We start from the raw sequence: 19133 nt of genomic DNA on the forward strand, positions 1-19133 counted from the left end.
TATTATTTAAAATGAGCTATAAATAATTTGAATTATATTTTGTTCAGATAAGATAGAAAATTCAATCATAGCCTTAGTTATGGTTTTATACCCAGTCAAGCTGAGCACATGTTTTATATTGAAATATGAGCGAAATAGAAACAAATTATATGGGTTATTTTAAATAATAATTGGTATTAAACCGAACTCAGATTAAATAGATAAAGAATTTAACAAGGTCTAAAAAGTTAGAAACTTTGTCATTTAGAATGATACTTTTTAGCCTCTTGGATTTTTATACTTTAGAAGTCAAAGATTTAATAAATACATAACCAAAACCAACAAAAAGCATCAGGTGAAAAGGGAAAAGCCCAAAATCGCCACCTTGATCGCCTACAATAAAAGCGCTATACATTCCAAAACCGAAGTAAGCCATAAGTAACCCTTCAAAAATAACGTGTACCGACACCGTTTTTTTAATGTATTTGTTGTTTTTCCAACTGTCTTTTAATGTGTTAATATTAAATTTTGGGGTGCGTATAAATTCACTCTTTTTGCCCAAATGACCTTCCAAAACAGCAATGGAATTATGTAATGAGAAGCCCATGGCAATAGAGAAAAATACAAAGAACATACCTATGTAACCTATAAAGTTTTTTATGCCGCTACCATAAATCCTTTTGTACATAATCCAATAGCAAATAAAAAATATAATAGTACTAACAACAAAGGAACTCATGACGTAAAAATAAGGTCTTAAATGAGCATATTCATTCTTTATATATAACATAGGAATACTTAGTACAGCTACTATGAGGATATTTAAAAACATAGTACTGTTAAGTAAGTGTAATAGCCCATGTGCTTTTGTTTTAGCCGATGTGTTTTGGTTTTTTAAAACCTTCCACATCATTTTTCTAAAGTTTTCAGCACCACCTTTATTCCACCTAAATTGTTGTGAGCGTGCTGCACTTATTACTACAGGAAGCTCGGCAGGCGTTTCTACATCTTCAAGATATTTAAATTTCCAGTTTTTTAATTGGGCACGGTAACTTAAATCGAGATCTTCAGTTAGAGTGTCACCTTCCCAATTACCAGCATCTATAATACATGCTTTACGCCATACACCGGCAGTGCCATTAAAATTAATGAAATGCCCTTTGCTATTTCTGCCAACTTGCTCTAACGTAAAATGCGCATCTAAAGCAAAGGCTTGTATTTTAGTAAGAATAGAATAGTTACGGTTAATATGCCCCCATCTGGTTTGTACTACACCAATACTTTTATCCTTAAAATAAGGAATGGTACGCTTTAACCAATCTTTTTTAGGAAGGAAATCAGAATCGAAAATAGCAACAAATTCTCCTTTTGCAACCTCTAAACCTTCTTTAAGTGCTCCAGCTTTAAAACCAATACGATCGACTCTTGTAATGTGCTTAATGTCTAATCCGGCTGCTTTTAAGGTGTCTATTTGTTGGCGTGTAGTTTCTACAGTTTCATCGGTAGAGTCGTCCAACACCTGTATTTCTAACTTGTTTTTAGGATAATCAATTTCTGCAATATTATTTAGCAGACGTTCCATAACGTACATTTCGTTATAAACGGGGAGTTGTATCGTTACATATGGGATTTCGTCCAGATTTGTAAGATCGAATTTTGAGCAATCATCACATTTTTTTTGAGCACTTATATAGTTAAAGAGCAGATTTAGTTGAGCTAATGCATATAAAAATATAAGTAAAAGCGCAGCGGTATATATTATTATAACAATAGTCTGAAAAATCATTTTTTAATACTGTATTTAAAAATCCAACCTAAAATTTTTATACCTGCAAATATAGCACCTTTTACCGTACCTGAAACTTTTGATACACCTATTCTGTTTCTGTAATTAACTGGTATTTCGGCATATGAAAATTTTTGCTTTAGCACTTTTAATTGCATTTCTACCGTCCAACCATAAGTTTTATCTTCCATGTTTAGAGCCAATAATGTATCATATTTAATAGCTCTAAAAGGACCTAAATCTGTAAATTTAGCACGAAAAAATAAGGTCATTAAACTAGTTGCCAGCCAATTTCCAAAAATTTGAGGGATGGTCATAGAACCTTGTTCTCTAAGTCGCTTTACACGTGTACCAATTACAAAATCTATATCATCATTTATAATAGGAGCCACAATTTTGGTTAATTCTTCTGGATAATCACTGTAATCACCGTCTAAAAATACAACGATGTCTGGTCTCTTTTCTTGTTTTGAAATGTAATCCATTCCCTTTAAGCAAGCATAACCATACCCTTTATTAGTTTCTTTTAATACGGTTGCTCCTGCTTTTTTTGCGTTAATTTCGGTATTATCGGTAGAGTTGTTGCTCACTACAATAATTTCATCAACACGAGTCGGGATATCATTAATAACATTGGAGATTGATGCAGCTTCGTTAAAAGCAGGTATGATAACTTTTATATGGGTCATAGAAGGTCAGATAATTTATTTTCTTTCTTGAAAGACTTAAAGTCTGTCCATTCTTTAATTTTTTCACCAAATTTATATTTTTTTGCTGAAACCAATTTTTCGTTTTTATACATTAAGCAATAGCCATTTTTTAGATTATCTTTTAATTGGCACTTATGATTAATCTTTCCTAGAGTATCATAAAATATCCACCAATTATTTTTCTTACCATAAACATAATGACCTTCAGATTGTTTCTTGCCATTTTCGACATAAAAATACCAATATTTTATAGGTTTATCTTTTTGAAAATGACCTTCTTTTTTAATGCGACCGTTTGGGTAGTAAAACGTCCAGTATTTCACTTTCTGATTATTGTGTAACCACCCTTCAGATTTTATATTACCGTTATCGTAATATGTTTTTTTATATGATTTTTGAGCGTTAATCGCTAAAGTAGCAAATAAGGCTAAACTGAAAATTGTAACTGAAAACTGCAAACTTCTATTTTTTATTAACTAAATCCATTAAATCAACATCGTTTCCTAATAAGACCTCGGTAGGGTTAATACGTCCTTTTATAGAATCATTTTCTAATTTTAATACACCTCTTGGGCAAACAGCACTACAAACCCCACAACCAACACAGCTTGAACGAACAATATTTTCGCCCTTTTGAGCATAAGCACGTACATCGATTCCCATTTCACAGTGTGTAGAACAGTTACCGCATGAAATACATTGTCCGCCATTAGTTGTAATTCTAAATTTAGAAAACATACGTTGTTGAAATCCTAAAATAGCAGCCATTGGACAACCAAATCGGCACCAAGCTCGGCTACCTAAAATCGGGTAAAACCCGGTGCCAATAACACCAGAGAATATGGAGCCGATATAAAATCCGTATGCTGAACGCAGCGTACTACTTTTAATAAAGAAAACTTCTTCTATACCACCTGTAAAATGCATTAATAATAAAGACGCAATTACCACAAAATAACCAATAGCACCGTATTTTGCATCCTTACCCAATTCTTTACGTTTATAATACATAATAACAACGAAAACTAATGTTAAGAATGCGATCACTAAACCAATAAAAACACCTTTAGTAAGCCAGAATTGATTATGGTCATAGCCCAAATAAGTATAAACCATGGCAGTTGTCATTACTACAGAGAATACTAAAACCGTATGGATTAACCAGCGCTCCAATTTCCATGCAGACATTTTTTTAGAAGATAATTGTCTAAAAGAGTCTCCTGCAGTTTCGGCTAAACCACCACAACCGCAAACCCAAGAGCAGTACCAACGTTTACCATATTTATAAGTTAAAATAGGCGTAATAACGAATATTGAAATAATGCCAAAAAGAATAAGTGCTAAACCAATATTTCCGTTAGATAAGAAACCTTTAACAGACCATTCATCAAAAATATAATAGTTAAGAGGCCATACACTTTTTAAATCGTAATAAGGTAAACCAGAATTCATTCTATACATAAATTCCGGAATTAAAAAAGCAAATGCCAATTGAAAGAACATAACCGAACCTGTTCGAATTTGTTCGTAACGATTATGTCGGTATTTCATTATAAATTTATAACCAAAAGCCAATATAGCGATTGTATAAAGTGTACCATAAACAAACCATTGGCTCGCATTTCTTCCACTTAATAATTGACTTAAAGGGTCGAATACGGAAATTAAACCTGTATTTGCTGCACCATCTTTACCTAATCCCAATAGATGTGGATAAAAATATAGCACCATATAAAATGCCGTTAAAATAACACCAGTAATCCAACCTAAAACGCCACGAGATGAAATAGATTTAAACCAAATACCATCATTTTTTATGCCTTTGCTTTTGCCCGAATATAGGGCGTTAGTATATAACACAATGCCACCAGTAATTAACCCTAAGGCTACAGTGAGTATAATGCCACTATTCGCTAGTTGTATATTAAAAAAGGCCAATACTAATATAAAAAGACCTAAAACGCCAATTCCTGTGGCGACTTTTTGCTTTGTTGAAACCCCATTAGGGTTTGCCAAAGACATACTATCGTTTAATTTATTACTCATTATATTTTGTTTAGGCTAGTTGTAACTTATTATTGTATGCTTTAAGAATATCTTTTTCAAAATGTTTAAAAAATTCCGGATCAAAATTAGCTTCTATTAGGTGGGTCATAACGTAATCAATATCACGTTTTTCAGTAAGCCAACGGTCAAATATTTCATGGCGCATTCTTATACCAAAAGTGTTAATTCCTAAAAATTCATTTGATGTTGTATTATAGCATACGGTTATGCATTTGGTGTCATCATCATGCTTCCAATGAAAGTGTGTTTCATTTTCTCTTGGTTTAGAAAATACCCAACCGTAAGTTTGATATTCAATATCCATAAACTTAGCTGAGTTAAACCAATGCCCTGGTTTATATTGAATGCGGTTACCACAAATAGTTTGTGCTAGGGTTTCTCCCATCATACGGCCAGTATACCATACAGCTTCAATAGGTCTGCGTTGGTCAATACCTTCGTGTTGCTCGGCACAATCGCCAATCGCATACACATCTGGAATATTGGTTTCTAAAAAACGATTCACTTTTACGCCTCGACCAATTTCTATTTCAGAGTCTTTTATAAAATCAATATTGGGAGATACTCCGGCAGTTAAACCAACGACATTACATTCAATTTCTTCACCTGTTTCCTGAATGACAATCGATTTTACTTTACCATTTGCATCTGCTTTTATTTCTTTTAAATTCGCACCTAATCTTAAATCGATACCATGATTTAATATTTCTCTGTTAATCATAGCAGATTCTCCTTCAGGTAAAACACCATTCCAAAAACTACTTTCTCTAACTAAAAATGTAACGGGGATATGACGAGAGTGTAACATTTCGGCAAGCTCAATACCTATTAAGCCACCACCTACAATAACAGCACGTTTACATACCTTATTATTTGGAGCGTATTTTTCAAGATTTTCTAAATCCTGTTTATGGTACATACCCATAACACCTTCTAAATCTTGCCCTGGCCAACCAAATTTATTCGGTTTACTTCCAGTTGCAATAATAAGTTTATCGTATTTTAAAGTGTCACCTTCTGCAAAGTGTAATGTCTTGCTTTTAGTTTCAATATTTTTAACATACCCTTTTTTAAGATTAATTCTATTCTTTTCCCAAAACCAATTTTCGTAAGGTTGCGTATGTTCAAATTTCATATGTCCCATATAAACATACATAAGTGCAGTTCGCGAAAAGAAATAATCTGTTTCTGCAGATACTATGGTGATTTGTTTTTCTGAAAGCTTACGAATATGTCTGGCCGTTGTAACACCAGAAATTCCGTTTCCTATAATAACAATATGTTCCATGATTTTTTAATTGTAGTTGGTATTCTGTCGAAACTAAAGGTAAGAACTTAATGGAAAATCTGTATTTAGAATAAATATAAATTGTTTTTTTGTTGTAAGCTTTAGAGTAGAATTCGGACACTAAAAATTTTATTTTTTTTTGAAAGTTTGTTGAAACTATTCAGACTGAAGCAAAGTTGAAAATTAATAAACGTATTAAAGATGAAGTATATAAGTATTATAACATTTATGTTTTTTAGTAGCCTATCACTTTCGGCTCAAGAGTTACATGTTTTTTTTGAAAAGGCAGACGGTTTCTTTAAAACCAATGTCGCAGATGGAAAAGTAGCGTATTCAAAAATTAATTCTAATAAAGCATCACTAGATGAGATTTTAAAGCTGGCAGAGACTATTTCTGTATCTAAAAATGATGCTAAAGATTATCAGGCATTTTGGATTAATGCTTATAACTTATCAGTTATAAAAGGTGTTATAGATAACTATCCAACAAAATCACCTTTAGATCATGCGGGGTTTTTCGATAAAACTATGTACCATTTAGGTGGTAAGAAAATCACGTTAAATGATATTGAACATAAATTGTTAAGAGCACAATTTAATGATGCCCGTTTTCATTTTGTATTAGTATGTGGAGCCATAGGTTGCCCACCATTAATTAATAAAGCGTATTTGCCAAATACATTAAATGCTCAAATGGATGAGCAAACTAAAAAAGCATTAAACGGAAGCTTTTTACAGGTAAACACGAAAAAGAAACGTGTAAAAGTATCGCAAATAATGGAATGGTACAAAAAGGACTTTACTATGAACGGCAAAACAGAAATAGACTTTATTAATATATATAGAACAGAAAAAATACCTGATAATTTTAAGCTAAGCTATTTTCCATATAATTGGAATGTAAATAAACAATAAGAATAACTAACGAATCAAAAAAAAATGAAAAAAATAATATTAGCATTACTAGCAATTACAATAATATCATTTTCTGGTTTTTCACAAGAAACTGATGGAGATCAAGAAAAAAGTAATATTCAAACATATACACCTTCAAAATTATTAAAGAAAGGACAGTGGGATATTAAGTTTTTTAATAGCCTTTATACACAAACAGAGCAAACAGATTCAGGAAGTAATTCTCAAAAAATAGCACGACAAAACTTTTTTACTAATACCACAGAAATATATACTGGTATAAGTGATAATGCCAGAGTAAACATAGGTTTGGTTTTTCAAATAAGATCTAATAATTATGGTGGGCAAGGAGCTTTGAGTGTTTTCGATTTTGATAATAATAAAGTTGATTCCAGAAGTGGTTTTACAACCATAGCGCCATCCATAAGAGTGCAGCCTTTTGCTAATGTCCCTAACTTTTCGTTTACAAGTTCTGTGTACTTTGCAATATTTGGAGATGAACCTAATGCAGCATATTTAGATAAAAAGAGTACATTCTGGGAAACAAAATTCTTTTTTGATAAAACTTTTGGAGGCGGAGACTGGCAAATTTTTACCGAAGCAGATTTCGGATTTAACTTTGGAGAAAAATCTTCTGAGGCAGATGCAGCTACAGAAAATGTTGGAGAACGATTTGCAAATAATAGCTTGTTTTTGCCATTAAGTGCTTTTTTAAGTTATTTTCCATCAAATAAATCAACATTATTTGTAAATGCTCAACAAGCTTTTTTAATTGATTTAGGGAACGATTTCTCTCAACGTTATACCCAATTAGGTTTTGGAGGGAAATATCAAATAACACAGGCTTTAAATTTAGAAGCTTCGTTTGGTAAAATAGTAACAGGAAATAATTTTCAAGGATTAGGACAGACATTTAGTTTAGGTTTAAGGGCGCTGTTTTAATCATTAATATTAAATTAGGAGTTTTGATAATAACTTTAATATTTATGAAAAGATTCAAACTCCTAATTGTATTTTCGGTTTTACTTCTTCAATCTTGCACTGCCCAAACTAAAAAAATTAACGGTATTAGTTTTGTTAGCTCTAGGGAAGCAGTGAATGAGAGCCATATTAAACCTGTTGTTAATGTAAATGCTAATTATGCAGCAGTAATGCCTTTTGGGTTTATTAGAAGTTTGGACTATCCGGATATCGTGTTTAATACAAGCAGACAATGGTATGGTGAAACCAGAGGAGGCGCAAAACAATATATTGAAGCACTTTATAAGTCGAATATAAAAGTGATGCTAAAGCCTCAAATTTGGATTCGTCGCGGAGCATTTACTGGCTTTATAGAAATGAATAACGAAGCAGATTGGGAGTTGCTAGAAAAGTCATATTCAAAATTTATTTTAGAATATGCACAACTAGCTCAAGAGATGAAAGTAGAGATTTTTTGTATTGGTACAGAACTTGAAAAATTTATTGAAAACAGGCCCGATTACTGGCATAATTTAATTATTGAAGTAAAGAAGTTATATAAAGGTAAATTAACATATGCGGCTAACTGGGATGAATTTAAACGTACTCCTTTTTGGAATGATTTAGATTATATAGGTGTCGATGCTTACTTTCCAGTTAGTAATAGTAAAACACCAACAGTTGCTGAGTGTTTAGAAGGTTGGAAAACACATAAACAGACCATATTAGAACTCTCTAATAAAAATAATAAACCTATTTTATTTACTGAGTTTGGTTACAGAAGTGTTGATTATTCGGGAAAAGAACCTTGGAAAAGTGATAGAAGTATGATAAGTGTTAATATGGATGCACAAACCAATACGACTCAGGCTCTTTTTGAAACGTTTTGGAGAGAGGATTGGTTCTCTGGAGGGTTTATTTGGAAATGGTACCATAATCATGAAGCTTCTGGAGGTGAACAAAATTCAAGGTTTACACCGCAAAATAAACCTGTCGAGGATTTGATAAAAACACATTATGGATTACATAAATAAAATAGTATATGCACTTATTATTCTAAATATATTTTCATGTTCCAGTAATGATGATGAGTCACCTAACCTAGCCTCTTACTTGGAAGGTGATATTTTTGAGGTTGGAGCTGTTATAGCTTGTGCTGCCAGTGATAATGAGACAAAAGATATTCTAACGTTTTACTACCCAGAAGAAGGCGCTACAAATATTAGATATTACGAAACGGTACATGCTCAGGTTGATAATAGTGATTTCTCAAATTACACGCAGATTTTATTGCAAAGCACTCCTTTTTTTAATGGCTATTTAGGTAAGTTTACACAGGCTGCTTCTACCGAAAAGTGGATTATTGTTACGTTTGAATTGGACGGAGAAATAAAAATATCTAACCCTATTAGAACCAAGCAAATTTCAAAGCCAACGGTTTGGAGTGACGACGTAGAGATTAATCAAGATGAGTCGGGAATGCCTAATTTTACTTGGGTTGATGACCCAGTTGGAGACAATGCTATTTATTTTCAAGTAATTTCTGATGATCAAAATAATCTGTTATCTGGCACTTATACCTATCAGAACTATTTTCAATACTACGACACAAGCAATGTAGTTTTAAACATTACTACAGAAACACCTCAGCCCTTAGTCTTAAATAACACTTATAATTTCACCTTAATGGATGTAAGCGAAGACAATTGGGTAAATTTTGTTATTAATAAAACTTTTACCTCACTGTGAAAAGAATTGTAACTATTATTTTACTGTTGCTTTTTGCATTTTCATATGCACAAGAACAAAGCATTTATAAAATTGATATAGAAGGAAATAAAAGAACCAGAACAGCATTCTTAAAAAGATTAGCTTTTGTAAAAGAAGGGGTTATTTTAGATTCAGCTAAAATAAATTCAGATATAAGACGTCTAAAGTTACTACCCTCGGTAGCAAACGCAGAATATAAATTAGAGTCTTTAGGGGATGGTAAGCATCATTTAACCTATATTATAGAAGAGAATTTTGCTATTATACCAGGGTTAAATATATCTACAGATAATAATGGAGAGTTTGCTTATAGAATTTCACTATTCGATTTTAATTTTTTAGGTAGAAACCAAATAATAGGAGGTTTTTATAGCAGAGATGTCTTTAATTCTTATGGTGCTTTTTGGGAAGCTCCAAACTTATTCACTCGTAAATTAGGATTAGGTCTAAACTATCAGAATTTGGTGTCTCAAGAACCTGTTTTTTTTAATAATGGTAGTGATGTAAATTACAAGTTCGATTATAAAGCATTTGAAATTAAACTTCAGTACGAACCAAATTTTCATAACCGATTAGAGCTAGGTTTAAATATCGATTCAGAAAGCTATGGCTTTTTAGAAGGTGATTTACCAACAGGAATACCTACACAACTACAAGCAAATAAAGTATCCATTATTGGTGAGTATGAATATAATAATATTGATATATTCTATCAGTACCAAAATGGTTTTAGAAGTATTTTAACGTATAGATTTGTTACTGGCAATAGTGGAGAAGATGATCTTTTAAGGAACTTTTTTATTGGTCGAAATGATTTTGAGTATTTTAAAAGAATAGGAGACAGAGGCAATTGGGCAAATAGATTACGATTAGCTTATGCATCTAATGATGAAACTCCTTTTGCGCCTTTTGCAGTAGATAATCAATTAAATATTAGAGGAGCAGGTAATACTATAGATAGAGGGACAGCAGCAATCGTACTTAATACCGAATATAGACAGACGTTATACGAAAAAGGCTGGTTCGTATTACAAGGGAACGCCTTTGTTGATACAGGTTCTTGGAGAACTCCAGGAGGTGATTTGGGAGAGTTGTTCGATGGAAGTACGATTAAGTTTTATCCAGGCTTAGGAATTAGATTTATACACAAAAGAATTTTTAATGCTGTTTTTAGGTTAGACTATGGCTATGGGATAGGAAGTGAAGCTACTAATGGAATTGTTTTCGGAATTGGACAATATTTTTAATTTTAAAAGTTTATTTTTAATGGATAATTTTCCCCTCTTATATGTTTAAAAAAACAATCATATTTTTGTTGCTTATTTTGGGTTTGTATTCTTATGGGCAAGAGAGAAGAATTGTTCATGACCTTAAAATTCAAGGGAATAAAAAAATAAAGGCCTCATTTATAAAAGGCATATCTACTATTAAATCGGGAAGTAAATTAGATTCTTTAATTATAGAACGAGATATTTTACGTTTAAAACGATTGCCCTCAGTATCTCATGCTTACTATCAAGTATTTCCTTCAGAAGATAACCAATACAATGTGTTTTATAATATTGAAGAAAACTTCACACTCATTCCGTCTTTAAGTATCTATACGACTAATGATGATGAGTTTGCATATCGAGCGGGGCTTTATGAATTTAATTTCCTGGGAAGGAATATAACTTTTGGAGGCTTCTACCAAAAAGATATTTATAGTTCTTATGCGATAAATTTTAGAGCACCTTATTTGTTTTCCAATAAACTTGGGTTAGCAATAAACCATCAGAATTTAACAACACAAGAACCTGTCTTTTTTGAAAATGAAACTGCTGATTATAAGTATAGAAATAAGTCTTTTGAAGTTTTAGGGTTGTATGAATTCAATTTTAGAAACAAATTAGATCTAGGGTTGAATTATTTTGTTGAAGATTATCGATATAAATTTGGAGCTACTAGCCCTAATGTACCGCAAGTATTAAATGTGCATAAGTGGCTTATTAAAGGGATTTATGAATATAATAATTTAGATTATTACTACCAGTATATATCTGGATTTAGGAGTCAGTTTAATTTTCAATATGTTACATCTACCGATGCGACACTTCCCGATTTTTTTATTGGTTGGAATGATTTCTTTTATTTTAAACGTATTGGAAAACGAGGAAATTGGGCCAATAGATTAAGGATGGGTTTATCAACCAACGATAATACGCCATTTGCCCCTTTTTCTGTAGATAATAATTTAAATGTAAGAGGGGTAGGTAATACTATAGATAGAGGAACAGGTGTTATTGTGCTTAATACAGAATACCGTCATACTTTATATGAAAAAGGTTGGTTTGTTTTACAAGGAAATGCTTTTATAGATAGTGGTACATGGCGAAATCCGGGAGGTGACTTTGGCGATTTTAGCAGAGAAGATAACATTAAAGTTTATCCGGGGCTAGGACTTCGTCTTATTCATAAAAAAATATACAATGCCATTTTTAGAATTGATTATGGCCATGGTATAACTGAAAATGCTACCAAAGGTTTTGTGTTTGGTATTGGACAGTATTTTTAATTGTTTGTCATCCCTGCCCCGGTCACTGAGTGTAGTCGAAGTGAAGGCAGGAATGACAAGGTTTACTGATATTTACATTACTCAAATTTTAATCGTTTTTGTCATCCCTGCGTAGGCATGGATCCACTAGTCTGTAAAATATTATCATAGACAAACAATTCTTCAAGACTAGCTTTATATTTTAATCAATAAAACTTCGTGAGATTCTGAATTGATCTAGTAAATAATTTTGAATGATATTTATTTTAATAAAAGTAAAGTAACGATTCAAAATTTCTAATATTCAAGTAGATTCCTGCCTACGCAGGAATAACAGAGTTTCTTGATATTTACATTACTCTAATTTCAACACCAAATCTTCAGAGTTTACCATAGTCCCTGCTTTTAAAGCTATTTGTTTTATAGTAGCATCATCAACAGCCGTGATAGTCGTTTCCATTTTCATAGCTTCAATAATAAACAAAGGCTGATTTTTAACAACTTTTTCACCCTTTTTTACCAAAACTGTAGATAACAGCCCTTGTAACGGTGCGCCTATTTGTTTTTCGTCGGCTTTATCTACCTTAACATGTTCAACCTTATCGACTTTAACAGACGTATTTCTAATTTCAACACTACGCCCTTGTCCGTTTACTCTAAAATATACAGTAACCATACCTTCATCATTAGGTTCGCCTATAGATTCTAGAGTGATGAGTACAGATTTTCCTTTATCTAACGGTACTATAATTTCTTCTCCTATGTCCATGCCATAAAAGAAATTTTTAGTAGGCAAGTACATCAAATTACCATATTTTAAATGCTTGTTATAGGCATCTGTAAATACTTTTGGGTAAAGACTGTAAGATAAAAAGTCAGTAATATCGGCGGGTCTTCCTAAACCTTTCTCAAATGTTTTTTTGAAAGATTTGTAATCTTCTTCAATATCTATAGGTGGAATATGCGCGTTTGGTCTGTCTGAATAAGGTTCTTGGTTCTTTAAAATTAACTTTTGAAGTTTTTTTGGAAAACCTCCAACAGGCTGCCCTAAATCTCCTTTAAAGAAACTTACAACAGATTGCGGAAATGAAATAGTATCACCACGCTCTCGTACATCTTCTATGGTTAGATTATTACTAACCAGATATTGTGCCATATCTCCAACAACTTTCGAGCTGGGAGTCACTTTTACAATATCACCAAACAGTTGATTAACCTCACCATACATTTTTGTTATTTCATGAAAACGATCTTCTAAACCTAAAGCCTGAGCTTGTGGTTTTAAATTAGAATACTGTCCCCCAGGAATTTCATGTTTAAACACCTCGCCAGATCCAGCTTTTAAACCAGATTCAAAAGGATAATAATAATCTCTTACAGTTTCCCAATAGTTCGAATAATTATTTAAAGAATCTATGTTTATAGCAGATTCTCTTTCGTTAAATCGTAACATTTCCACAACAGAGTTGAAGTTTGGTTGCGATGTTAACCCAGATAAACCACCCAAAGCAACATCAACAACATCAACACCAGCTTCTACAGCTTTTAAATACGTAGCAGATTGAATAGATGAGGTATCGTGTGTATGTAAATGAATAGGGATGTTTATTTCCTGTTTTAATGCAGAAATAAGTTCGAAAGCAGCATATGGTTTTAATAAACCGGCCATGTCTTTAATGGCTAAAATATGTGCCCCTGCGTTTTCAATATCTTTAGCAAGATTTGTATAATACTTTAAGTTGTATTTGGTGTTTTCTTTATTTAAAATATCACCAGTATAACAGATAGAGGCTTCTGCCAAACCGTTTGTTTTATTTCTTACATGTTCAATACAAGGCGCAATGGATTTCATCCAGTTAAGTGAATCGAAAATTCTAAAAATATCGATACCATTTTCCCAAGATTGCTGTATAAATTTTTCTATTACATTATCAGAGTAGGCTTTGTAACCAACACCATTAGAACCTCTAAGTAACATTTGTAATAATATGTTAGGCATCGCTTTACGAATCATTTGCAGGCGTTCCCATGGGTTTTCTTGTAAAAAGCGCATACAAACATCGAAAGTAGCACCGCCCCAAACTTCCATACTAAATATTTCTGGATGATTTTTTGCATAGCCTTCGGCCACCTTCATCATATCGTAAGTACGCATTCTAGTAGCTAATAAGCTTTGGTGTGCATCCCGCATGGTGGTATCTGTAAAATGAACCTTTTTTTCATTTTTCAACCATTCCGAAAATTTTTCAGGACCTAGCTTTGTTAGTAAATCTTTGGTGCCATCAGTATAACCGGCTGTTATATCAAATTTTGGGACTTTAGGCTTTACAAATGTTTTGGTTGGGTTTAATTTTTTTACGTCATCATTTCCGTTTATAATAACATCCCCTAAGTAAGTAATAAGTTTAGTAGCTCTATTTCTCGATTCTTTAAAATTGAATAAGTCCGGATTAGATTTAATAAAGTTTACAGTAACTTTTCCCTCTTTAAAAGTATCGTGTTTTAGAATATTATTTAAAAAAGGAATATTAGTTTTTACACCACGAATTCTAAATTCGGCTAATGCACGGCTTACTTTCCTACTAGCACCATCTAACGTTCTGCTGTTCGCAGTAACTTTTACTAACATGGAGTCGAAAAAAGGAGAAATAGTAACACCTTGGTATATACTTCCGGCATCTAAACGAATACCAAACCCCGATGCACTTCTATATGCTGAAATAGTTCCGTAATCCGGTTTAAAATCATTTTGAGGGTCTTCTGTAGTTATTCTACATTGTAAAGCATACCCCGTTATTTTTATAGCTTCTTGATTTGTGATTTTTATTTGTTGATCAGATAATTTATATCCGCCAGCTATAAATAATTGAGTTTTAACTAAGTCTATATTTGTAATAACCTCTGTAACCGTATGCTCTACTTGTATTCTTGGGTTTACTTCGATAAAATAAATAGAATCATCATCATCTACTAAAAACTCAACAGTACCAATGTTATTATAATTTACCGCTTTACAAATTTTAGTAGCATAGTCGTATAAAGCGGTTTTTGTTTCTTCTTTTAAGCCATAAGAAGGCGCAAACTCTATTACTTTTTGATAACGGCGTTGTACAGAACAGTCTCTTTCATATAAATGCACTGTATTGCCGTAATTATCTGCAACAATTTGAATCTCAATATGTTTTGGGTTTTCAACAAATTTTTCTAAGAAGACCGTATCGTCTCCAAAAGCATTTAAAGCCTCTCGTTTACTTTCATTAAAAGCAGCTTTAAGCTCTTCTTCTTTTCTTATAACACGCATACCTCTACCACCACCACCAGAAGCTGCTTTTAGCATAATTGGGTATCCAATTTCTTTAGCTTCACTTAATGCCGTATTTATACTATTTAAAGGTTTGGTATTACTTCTTATAATAGGAATATTGTTATCTAAAGCGACTTTTTTAGCTGTAATTTTATCTCCAAGAGATTTTAAAACAGAAATTTTTGGTCCAATAAAAATAATATTGTTGTCTTGACATGCTTGTGCAAAATCTGCATTTTCAGAAAGGAAACCATAACCGGGGTGAATAGCATCTGCGCCATTTTCTAATGCAATTTTTATAATCGCATCTATATTTAAATATGGTTTTAACGGTTCATGATCTTCGCCTATTTGGTAAGCTTCATCAGATTTATGCCTGTGGAGAGAATACCTGTCTTCATAAGTATAAATGCCAATAGTTTTTACGCCAATTTCTGTACAGGCTCTAAAAATTCTAATAGCAATTTCGCCACGATTAGCGACTAATATTTTTTTAATGTTCATTTGTGAGTTAGTTATAGTTTTTAGCTATTACAAACTTAATCTATTGAAGGATATAATTAGAGTATTTTTTATGATATTGTTAATTAAATAACAAACTAATTGATAATTGTTTATATTTTTTGTGGTATTGATTTTATAAATTCAATAAACTAAGTAATCGAGTTATAGGTAACGTATATTCCATAAAACTAGGGATGAAAATTTTGAGCAATTAGTATTATAAGCTTTAAATAAAAATTATTTTTGCTAAAAAAATAACTTAATGAGAATATTTGGAATAGGAGACATTCATGGCGGTTTAAAGGCTTTAATTCAAGTGTTAAACAAAATTGAAATTAAAGATGAGGATACGCTTATTTTTGTGGGTGATTATGTAGATGGTTGGAGTGAATCTGCTCAAGTAATTCAGTTTTTAATAGAATTATCTCAAAAAATAAATTGTGTTTTTATAAAAGGAAACCATGATGTGTGGTGTGAGAATTGGTTAAAATCGGATGATGTTAATCCTACTTGGTACATACATGGAGGCAAAGAAACTATTGAAAGTTATGCTCATTTTTCTAAGACTGAAAAAAAGGCTCATTTAGAGTTTTTTGAAAATATGCCGTTGTACCATATTGATAATGAAAACCGCTTGTTTATTCATGCAGGTTTTACATCGATGCACGGCGTAGGAAAAGAAGTGTTTAAGGAAACGTTTTATTTTGACAGAACACTTTGGGAGATGGCTTTAACAATGGATAAAAATATAAACAAGGACTCCCTTATGTATCCTAAGCGTTTAAAACATTATAATGAGATTTATATAGGGCATACGCCAACTACTAACTTTAATTCGGACATACCAATGCATGCTGCCAATGTCTGGAATATTGATACAGGTACAGCTTTTAAAGGCAGGTTGACTGCTATGAACTTAGAAACTAAAGAAGTGTTTCAAAGTGATAATTTACCTGCTTTATACCCTAATGAAAAGGGAAGAAATAAAGATTAATCTTGTCATCCCTGCGCAGGCAGGGATCCACTTTATAGTAATTGAGTTTCAATTTATAAGATCCCTGCGAAGGCAGGGATAATAGTTAACAAACATACTTTTTATAATAACGATTTAATTCTTTAGCATCGGCACCCATCCATTTTTTTAGGTGAATTCTCCAATAATAATATTGTAATTTCCATACGCCATTGGTATAGTAGCACCTCGCTGAGGTTGTTAGCCATTTTTGAATCACAACAAATTGTTTGCGATCATATAATCTTGCAATTAAATCGTTGTCTTCATAAATAGTGAAATCTTCATTAAAACGACCAATGTTATTAAAAAGGGAGGTTGTTATAAACTGACTTTGATCACCACCCCGACAGGCTTGCCAAGATAAACGAGTTAGTTGCCCTGCAAGTTTTAGCCACCAATGGTTGCTATTAAACTTCATTATAAAACATCCAGCTTCATGGCCTTTTTTGACCTCGGTTATAATAAGGGTGTCAAAATTTTTAGGAGGAAACGAATCGGCATGTAAAAAATAAAGAATATTTCCAGTGGCGTATTTTGCGCCTAGATTCATTTGTTTAGCTCGTCCTTTTGGTGAACTGAAAAAACTTATAGATTTGTATTTTGAAACGATATCTAGCGATCCATCTGTACTACCACCATCTACAATAATTATGTCTGCGATGTTTTCTTTTGAAGAGTTTTCTAAAAGGTGTGTAAGCAGATTATCAATATGATCCGCTTCATTTAACATGGGTATAATGATTGAGATTCTATTCATTTAAATTCCAGTTATAGTCTTTAAAATTCTTTTTTGCTTTATCGGAAATGGTGATTTCTGAGTACTGATTTAGAAAATTAATTAATGTTCCTGCTTGTTTAAAATCTTTAGCAAACCATTGGAATATTTTTGACAGATTAATATGGTCTTTAGAAATATCGTTTCTTTCAGAATCACTTAAAAAATCTTTAGTTGCATTGGTTAGTTGTTCATCTATGTTTGACGGAATAAAAGCTTCGTTTTGTAATTTAGGACAAGAAAAGGACGCACATACAATAGCAAAATGGATGCGAGGTTCGTTCATTTTACGTAAAATTTGATGTTCAATCTCATTTAAATTATGCCATTTTTCGCCAAGCTTCCAGAAACGTTGCTCCCAAGGTTTATTAATATCCTTAATGCTATTAATAGGGTAATAACGTAGAATTAAATCGATAGTCATCGCATTGTAAGCATTAATCCAATAAGCAAGCTTTTCTTCCTTTGTCCAGGAATTTTGAGGCATATGTTCTCCCAAGTAATTAATGTAATGTGTTAATGCCTTCCTATTGGATTTAAATGCTTTATAATTAACGTTGCCTTTATTCGATACATACTTTTGTAGTAATGTATCCCACGAAGTATGGTTAAAAGTATTTGCAGGCTTTGTTTCTCTTGTTTTTATAATGGTATCGTTGTTTATAGAAATTACAGTGTCCACTTTATGATGGGTAGTTTTATCGATTTTTGCTTCAACCTGATCCTTTTTGTTTAAGGGACTTGCTGTAGTGCTTTTTGCACCGGAGCAAGACAATAAAGTAATTATGGTTAATATCGTTATGGTATATTTCATATGAAGCCTTTTAAATGCTTAACAAGCAGATTTTTAGGACTGTATTACAATACAGATTTGGGTTGAAATTAATGTAGCTTGTTAAAAGTTGGTAATACTTTTGACGGAATTTAATAAATATTCTTACTTCAAACAATAAATTTAAGCGTAAAAGGCTTATGCTTTACAGCATTTTTAAATACGAAAAATGTTTAATAAATCTGTTAGTCGCAGATAATTAGAAAAATAAAATCAGGAGATAGTAAGCCTGTTAAAAATATTATAAATAAAAGCCAAAGATCATTCTTACTTATGATGAGAGTCCCGAAATTTGAGATATTGCTTTGGGTTTTAAGGAGAGTGGGTTCGGTAGTGTAATCTACTGAGTTGTCTTATTATTATAGCAGAAAAGACGGCAATAAAACTTGTGTAAAGCATAAAAGCTATAAAACCACCGTTATTATTACAATTATAACGGTGGTTTTTAAATAATTTTAATTTGCTAAATCAATAGAAAAGTTGTCGATTCTAACATCTGAACCGTTTTCTACTGAATTAACAGCGTATAAAGCAACTTGGTCTGTTGTTGGTGCAAATTCCAGTTCTACAATTTGACCTCCGCCGTGTGAAGAGTCTATTGAATTTGTATGCATGGTTTGCTGTCCTATAAATTGTGCTATTGTATTTAAGTTTGTAACTGTTGAAGGGTTTGTTGCATTGGGGTGTAAAACTCT

Annotated in this window: 16 protein-coding genes; 7 read left to right on the top strand and 9 right to left on the bottom strand. The window is 32.2% G+C overall.

The window, feature by feature from the left end:
• Positions 1 to 274: 274 nt before the first annotated feature.
• Genes Q4Q35_RS18780 through Q4Q35_RS18800 form a run of 5 tightly spaced genes read right to left on the bottom strand, consistent with a single transcriptional unit; the run spans position 275 to position 5830 of the window.
• Positions 275 to 1765, bottom strand: coding sequence for a cellulose synthase family protein (locus Q4Q35_RS18780; RefSeq protein WP_303279566.1), 1491 nt, complete (start codon positions 1763 to 1765; stop codon positions 275 to 277).
• Positions 1762 to 2454 (bottom strand): glycosyltransferase family 2 protein, encoded by a 693-nt coding sequence (locus Q4Q35_RS18785; RefSeq protein ID WP_303279567.1) that lies wholly within the window; start codon positions 2452 to 2454, stop codon positions 1762 to 1764. The genes Q4Q35_RS18780 and Q4Q35_RS18785 overlap by 4 nt, the downstream gene beginning before the upstream one ends.
• On the bottom strand, positions 2451 to 2933 hold the full coding sequence (locus tag Q4Q35_RS18790; protein WP_303279568.1) for a toxin-antitoxin system YwqK family antitoxin: 483 nt from the start codon (positions 2931 to 2933) through the stop codon (positions 2451 to 2453). The genes Q4Q35_RS18785 and Q4Q35_RS18790 overlap by 4 nt, the downstream gene beginning before the upstream one ends.
• Positions 2934 to 2937: 4 nt before the next feature.
• Positions 2938 to 4521, bottom strand: coding sequence for a 4Fe-4S binding protein (locus Q4Q35_RS18795; RefSeq protein ID WP_303279569.1), 1584 nt, complete (start codon positions 4519 to 4521; stop codon positions 2938 to 2940).
• Between the two features lie 10 nt (positions 4522 to 4531).
• Positions 4532 to 5830, bottom strand: a complete 1299-nt coding sequence (locus Q4Q35_RS18800; protein ID WP_303279570.1) for an NAD(P)/FAD-dependent oxidoreductase — start codon at positions 5828 to 5830, stop codon at positions 4532 to 4534.
• A gap of 201 nt (positions 5831 to 6031) precedes the next feature.
• On the opposite strand from Q4Q35_RS18800, the gene Q4Q35_RS18805 reads away from it, so the two are divergent.
• From Q4Q35_RS18805 to Q4Q35_RS18830, 6 genes are read left to right on the top strand one after another with little or no spacing between them, the layout of a single operon-like run.
• Complete coding sequence (locus Q4Q35_RS18805; RefSeq protein ID WP_303279571.1) at positions 6032 to 6745, top strand: DUF547 domain-containing protein; 714 nt, start codon at positions 6032 to 6034, stop codon at positions 6743 to 6745.
• A 24-nt stretch (positions 6746 to 6769) separates the two neighbouring features.
• Positions 6770 to 7687, top strand: a complete 918-nt coding sequence (locus tag Q4Q35_RS18810) for a hypothetical protein (protein ID WP_303279572.1) — start codon at positions 6770 to 6772, stop codon at positions 7685 to 7687.
• A gap of 44 nt (positions 7688 to 7731) precedes the next feature.
• Positions 7732 to 8739 (top strand): glycoside hydrolase family 113, encoded by a 1008-nt coding sequence (locus Q4Q35_RS18815; protein ID WP_303279573.1) that lies wholly within the window; start codon positions 7732 to 7734, stop codon positions 8737 to 8739.
• Positions 8723 to 9454 carry a hypothetical protein gene (locus Q4Q35_RS18820; protein WP_303279574.1) on the top strand — a complete coding sequence of 244 codons (732 nt, stop codon included), beginning with the start codon at positions 8723 to 8725 and terminating at the stop codon, positions 9452 to 9454. The genes Q4Q35_RS18815 and Q4Q35_RS18820 overlap by 17 nt, the downstream gene beginning before the upstream one ends.
• Complete coding sequence (locus tag Q4Q35_RS18825) at positions 9451 to 10722, top strand: POTRA domain-containing protein (RefSeq protein ID WP_303279575.1); 1272 nt, start codon at positions 9451 to 9453, stop codon at positions 10720 to 10722. Before Q4Q35_RS18820 ends, Q4Q35_RS18825 begins: the two co-directional genes overlap by 4 nt.
• Positions 10723 to 10763: 41 nt before the next feature.
• Positions 10764 to 12029, top strand: a complete 1266-nt coding sequence (locus Q4Q35_RS18830) for a BamA/TamA family outer membrane protein (protein WP_303279576.1) — start codon at positions 10764 to 10766, stop codon at positions 12027 to 12029.
• A 334-nt stretch (positions 12030 to 12363) separates the two neighbouring features.
• On the opposite strand, the gene Q4Q35_RS18835 is transcribed toward Q4Q35_RS18830, so the two are convergent.
• On the bottom strand, positions 12364 to 15816 hold the full coding sequence (locus Q4Q35_RS18835; RefSeq protein WP_303279577.1) for a pyruvate carboxylase: 3453 nt from the start codon (positions 15814 to 15816) through the stop codon (positions 12364 to 12366).
• 262 nt (positions 15817 to 16078) lie between these two features.
• Here Q4Q35_RS18835 and Q4Q35_RS18840 point away from each other — a divergent pair, with 262 nt between their 5' ends.
• Positions 16079 to 16810, top strand: a complete 732-nt coding sequence (locus Q4Q35_RS18840; protein WP_303279578.1) for a metallophosphoesterase family protein — start codon at positions 16079 to 16081, stop codon at positions 16808 to 16810.
• 85 nt (positions 16811 to 16895) lie between these two features.
• Here Q4Q35_RS18840 and Q4Q35_RS18845 read toward each other — a convergent pair whose 3' ends face one another.
• The 3 genes from Q4Q35_RS18845 to Q4Q35_RS18855 form a co-directional block, all read right to left on the bottom strand.
• Positions 16896 to 17588 carry a TIGR04283 family arsenosugar biosynthesis glycosyltransferase gene (locus Q4Q35_RS18845; protein WP_303279579.1) on the bottom strand — a complete coding sequence of 231 codons (693 nt, stop codon included), beginning with the start codon at positions 17586 to 17588 and terminating at the stop codon, positions 16896 to 16898.
• Entirely contained in the window at positions 17581 to 18420 is an 840-nt protein-coding gene (locus Q4Q35_RS18850; protein WP_303279580.1) for a DUF547 domain-containing protein, read from the bottom strand. The genes Q4Q35_RS18845 and Q4Q35_RS18850 overlap by 8 nt, the downstream gene beginning before the upstream one ends.
• A gap of 473 nt (positions 18421 to 18893) precedes the next feature.
• The coding region (locus Q4Q35_RS18855) for a hypothetical protein (RefSeq protein WP_303279581.1) at positions 18894 to 19133 on the bottom strand (240 nt) is incomplete at its 5' end.

Source organism: Flavivirga aquimarina, assembly GCF_030540835.1.
GTDB lineage: Bacteria > Bacteroidota > Bacteroidia > Flavobacteriales > Flavobacteriaceae > Flavivirga > Flavivirga aquimarina.

Bases quoted from the DNA above. Each gene is read 5' to 3' on its own strand.
- Q4Q35_RS18850 (WP_303279580.1), bottom strand. From the start codon at position 18,420: ATGAAATATACCATAACGATATTAACCATAATTACTTTATTGTCTTGC.
- Q4Q35_RS18780 (WP_303279566.1), bottom strand. From the start codon at position 1,765: ATGATTTTTCAGACTATTGTTATAATAATATATACCGCTGCGCTTTTA.
- Q4Q35_RS18810 (WP_303279572.1), top strand. From the start codon at position 6,770: ATGAAAAAAATAATATTAGCATTACTAGCAATTACAATAATATCATTT.
- Q4Q35_RS18835 (WP_303279577.1), bottom strand. From the start codon at position 15,816: ATGAACATTAAAAAAATATTAGTCGCTAATCGTGGCGAAATTGCTATT.
- Q4Q35_RS18785 (WP_303279567.1), bottom strand. From the start codon at position 2,454: ATGACCCATATAAAAGTTATCATACCTGCTTTTAACGAAGCTGCATCA.
- Q4Q35_RS18830 (WP_303279576.1), top strand. From the start codon at position 10,764: ATGTTTAAAAAAACAATCATATTTTTGTTGCTTATTTTGGGTTTGTAT.
- Q4Q35_RS18815 (WP_303279573.1), top strand. From the start codon at position 7,732: ATGAAAAGATTCAAACTCCTAATTGTATTTTCGGTTTTACTTCTTCAA.
- Q4Q35_RS18820 (WP_303279574.1), top strand. From the start codon at position 8,723: ATGGATTACATAAATAAAATAGTATATGCACTTATTATTCTAAATATA.
- Q4Q35_RS18840 (WP_303279578.1), top strand. From the start codon at position 16,079: ATGAGAATATTTGGAATAGGAGACATTCATGGCGGTTTAAAGGCTTTA.
- Q4Q35_RS18805 (WP_303279571.1), top strand. From the start codon at position 6,032: ATGAAGTATATAAGTATTATAACATTTATGTTTTTTAGTAGCCTATCA.
- Q4Q35_RS18800 (WP_303279570.1), bottom strand. From the start codon at position 5,830: ATGGAACATATTGTTATTATAGGAAACGGAATTTCTGGTGTTACAACG.
- Q4Q35_RS18795 (WP_303279569.1), bottom strand. From the start codon at position 4,521: ATGAGTAATAAATTAAACGATAGTATGTCTTTGGCAAACCCTAATGGG.
- Q4Q35_RS18845 (WP_303279579.1), bottom strand. From the start codon at position 17,588: ATGAATAGAATCTCAATCATTATACCCATGTTAAATGAAGCGGATCAT.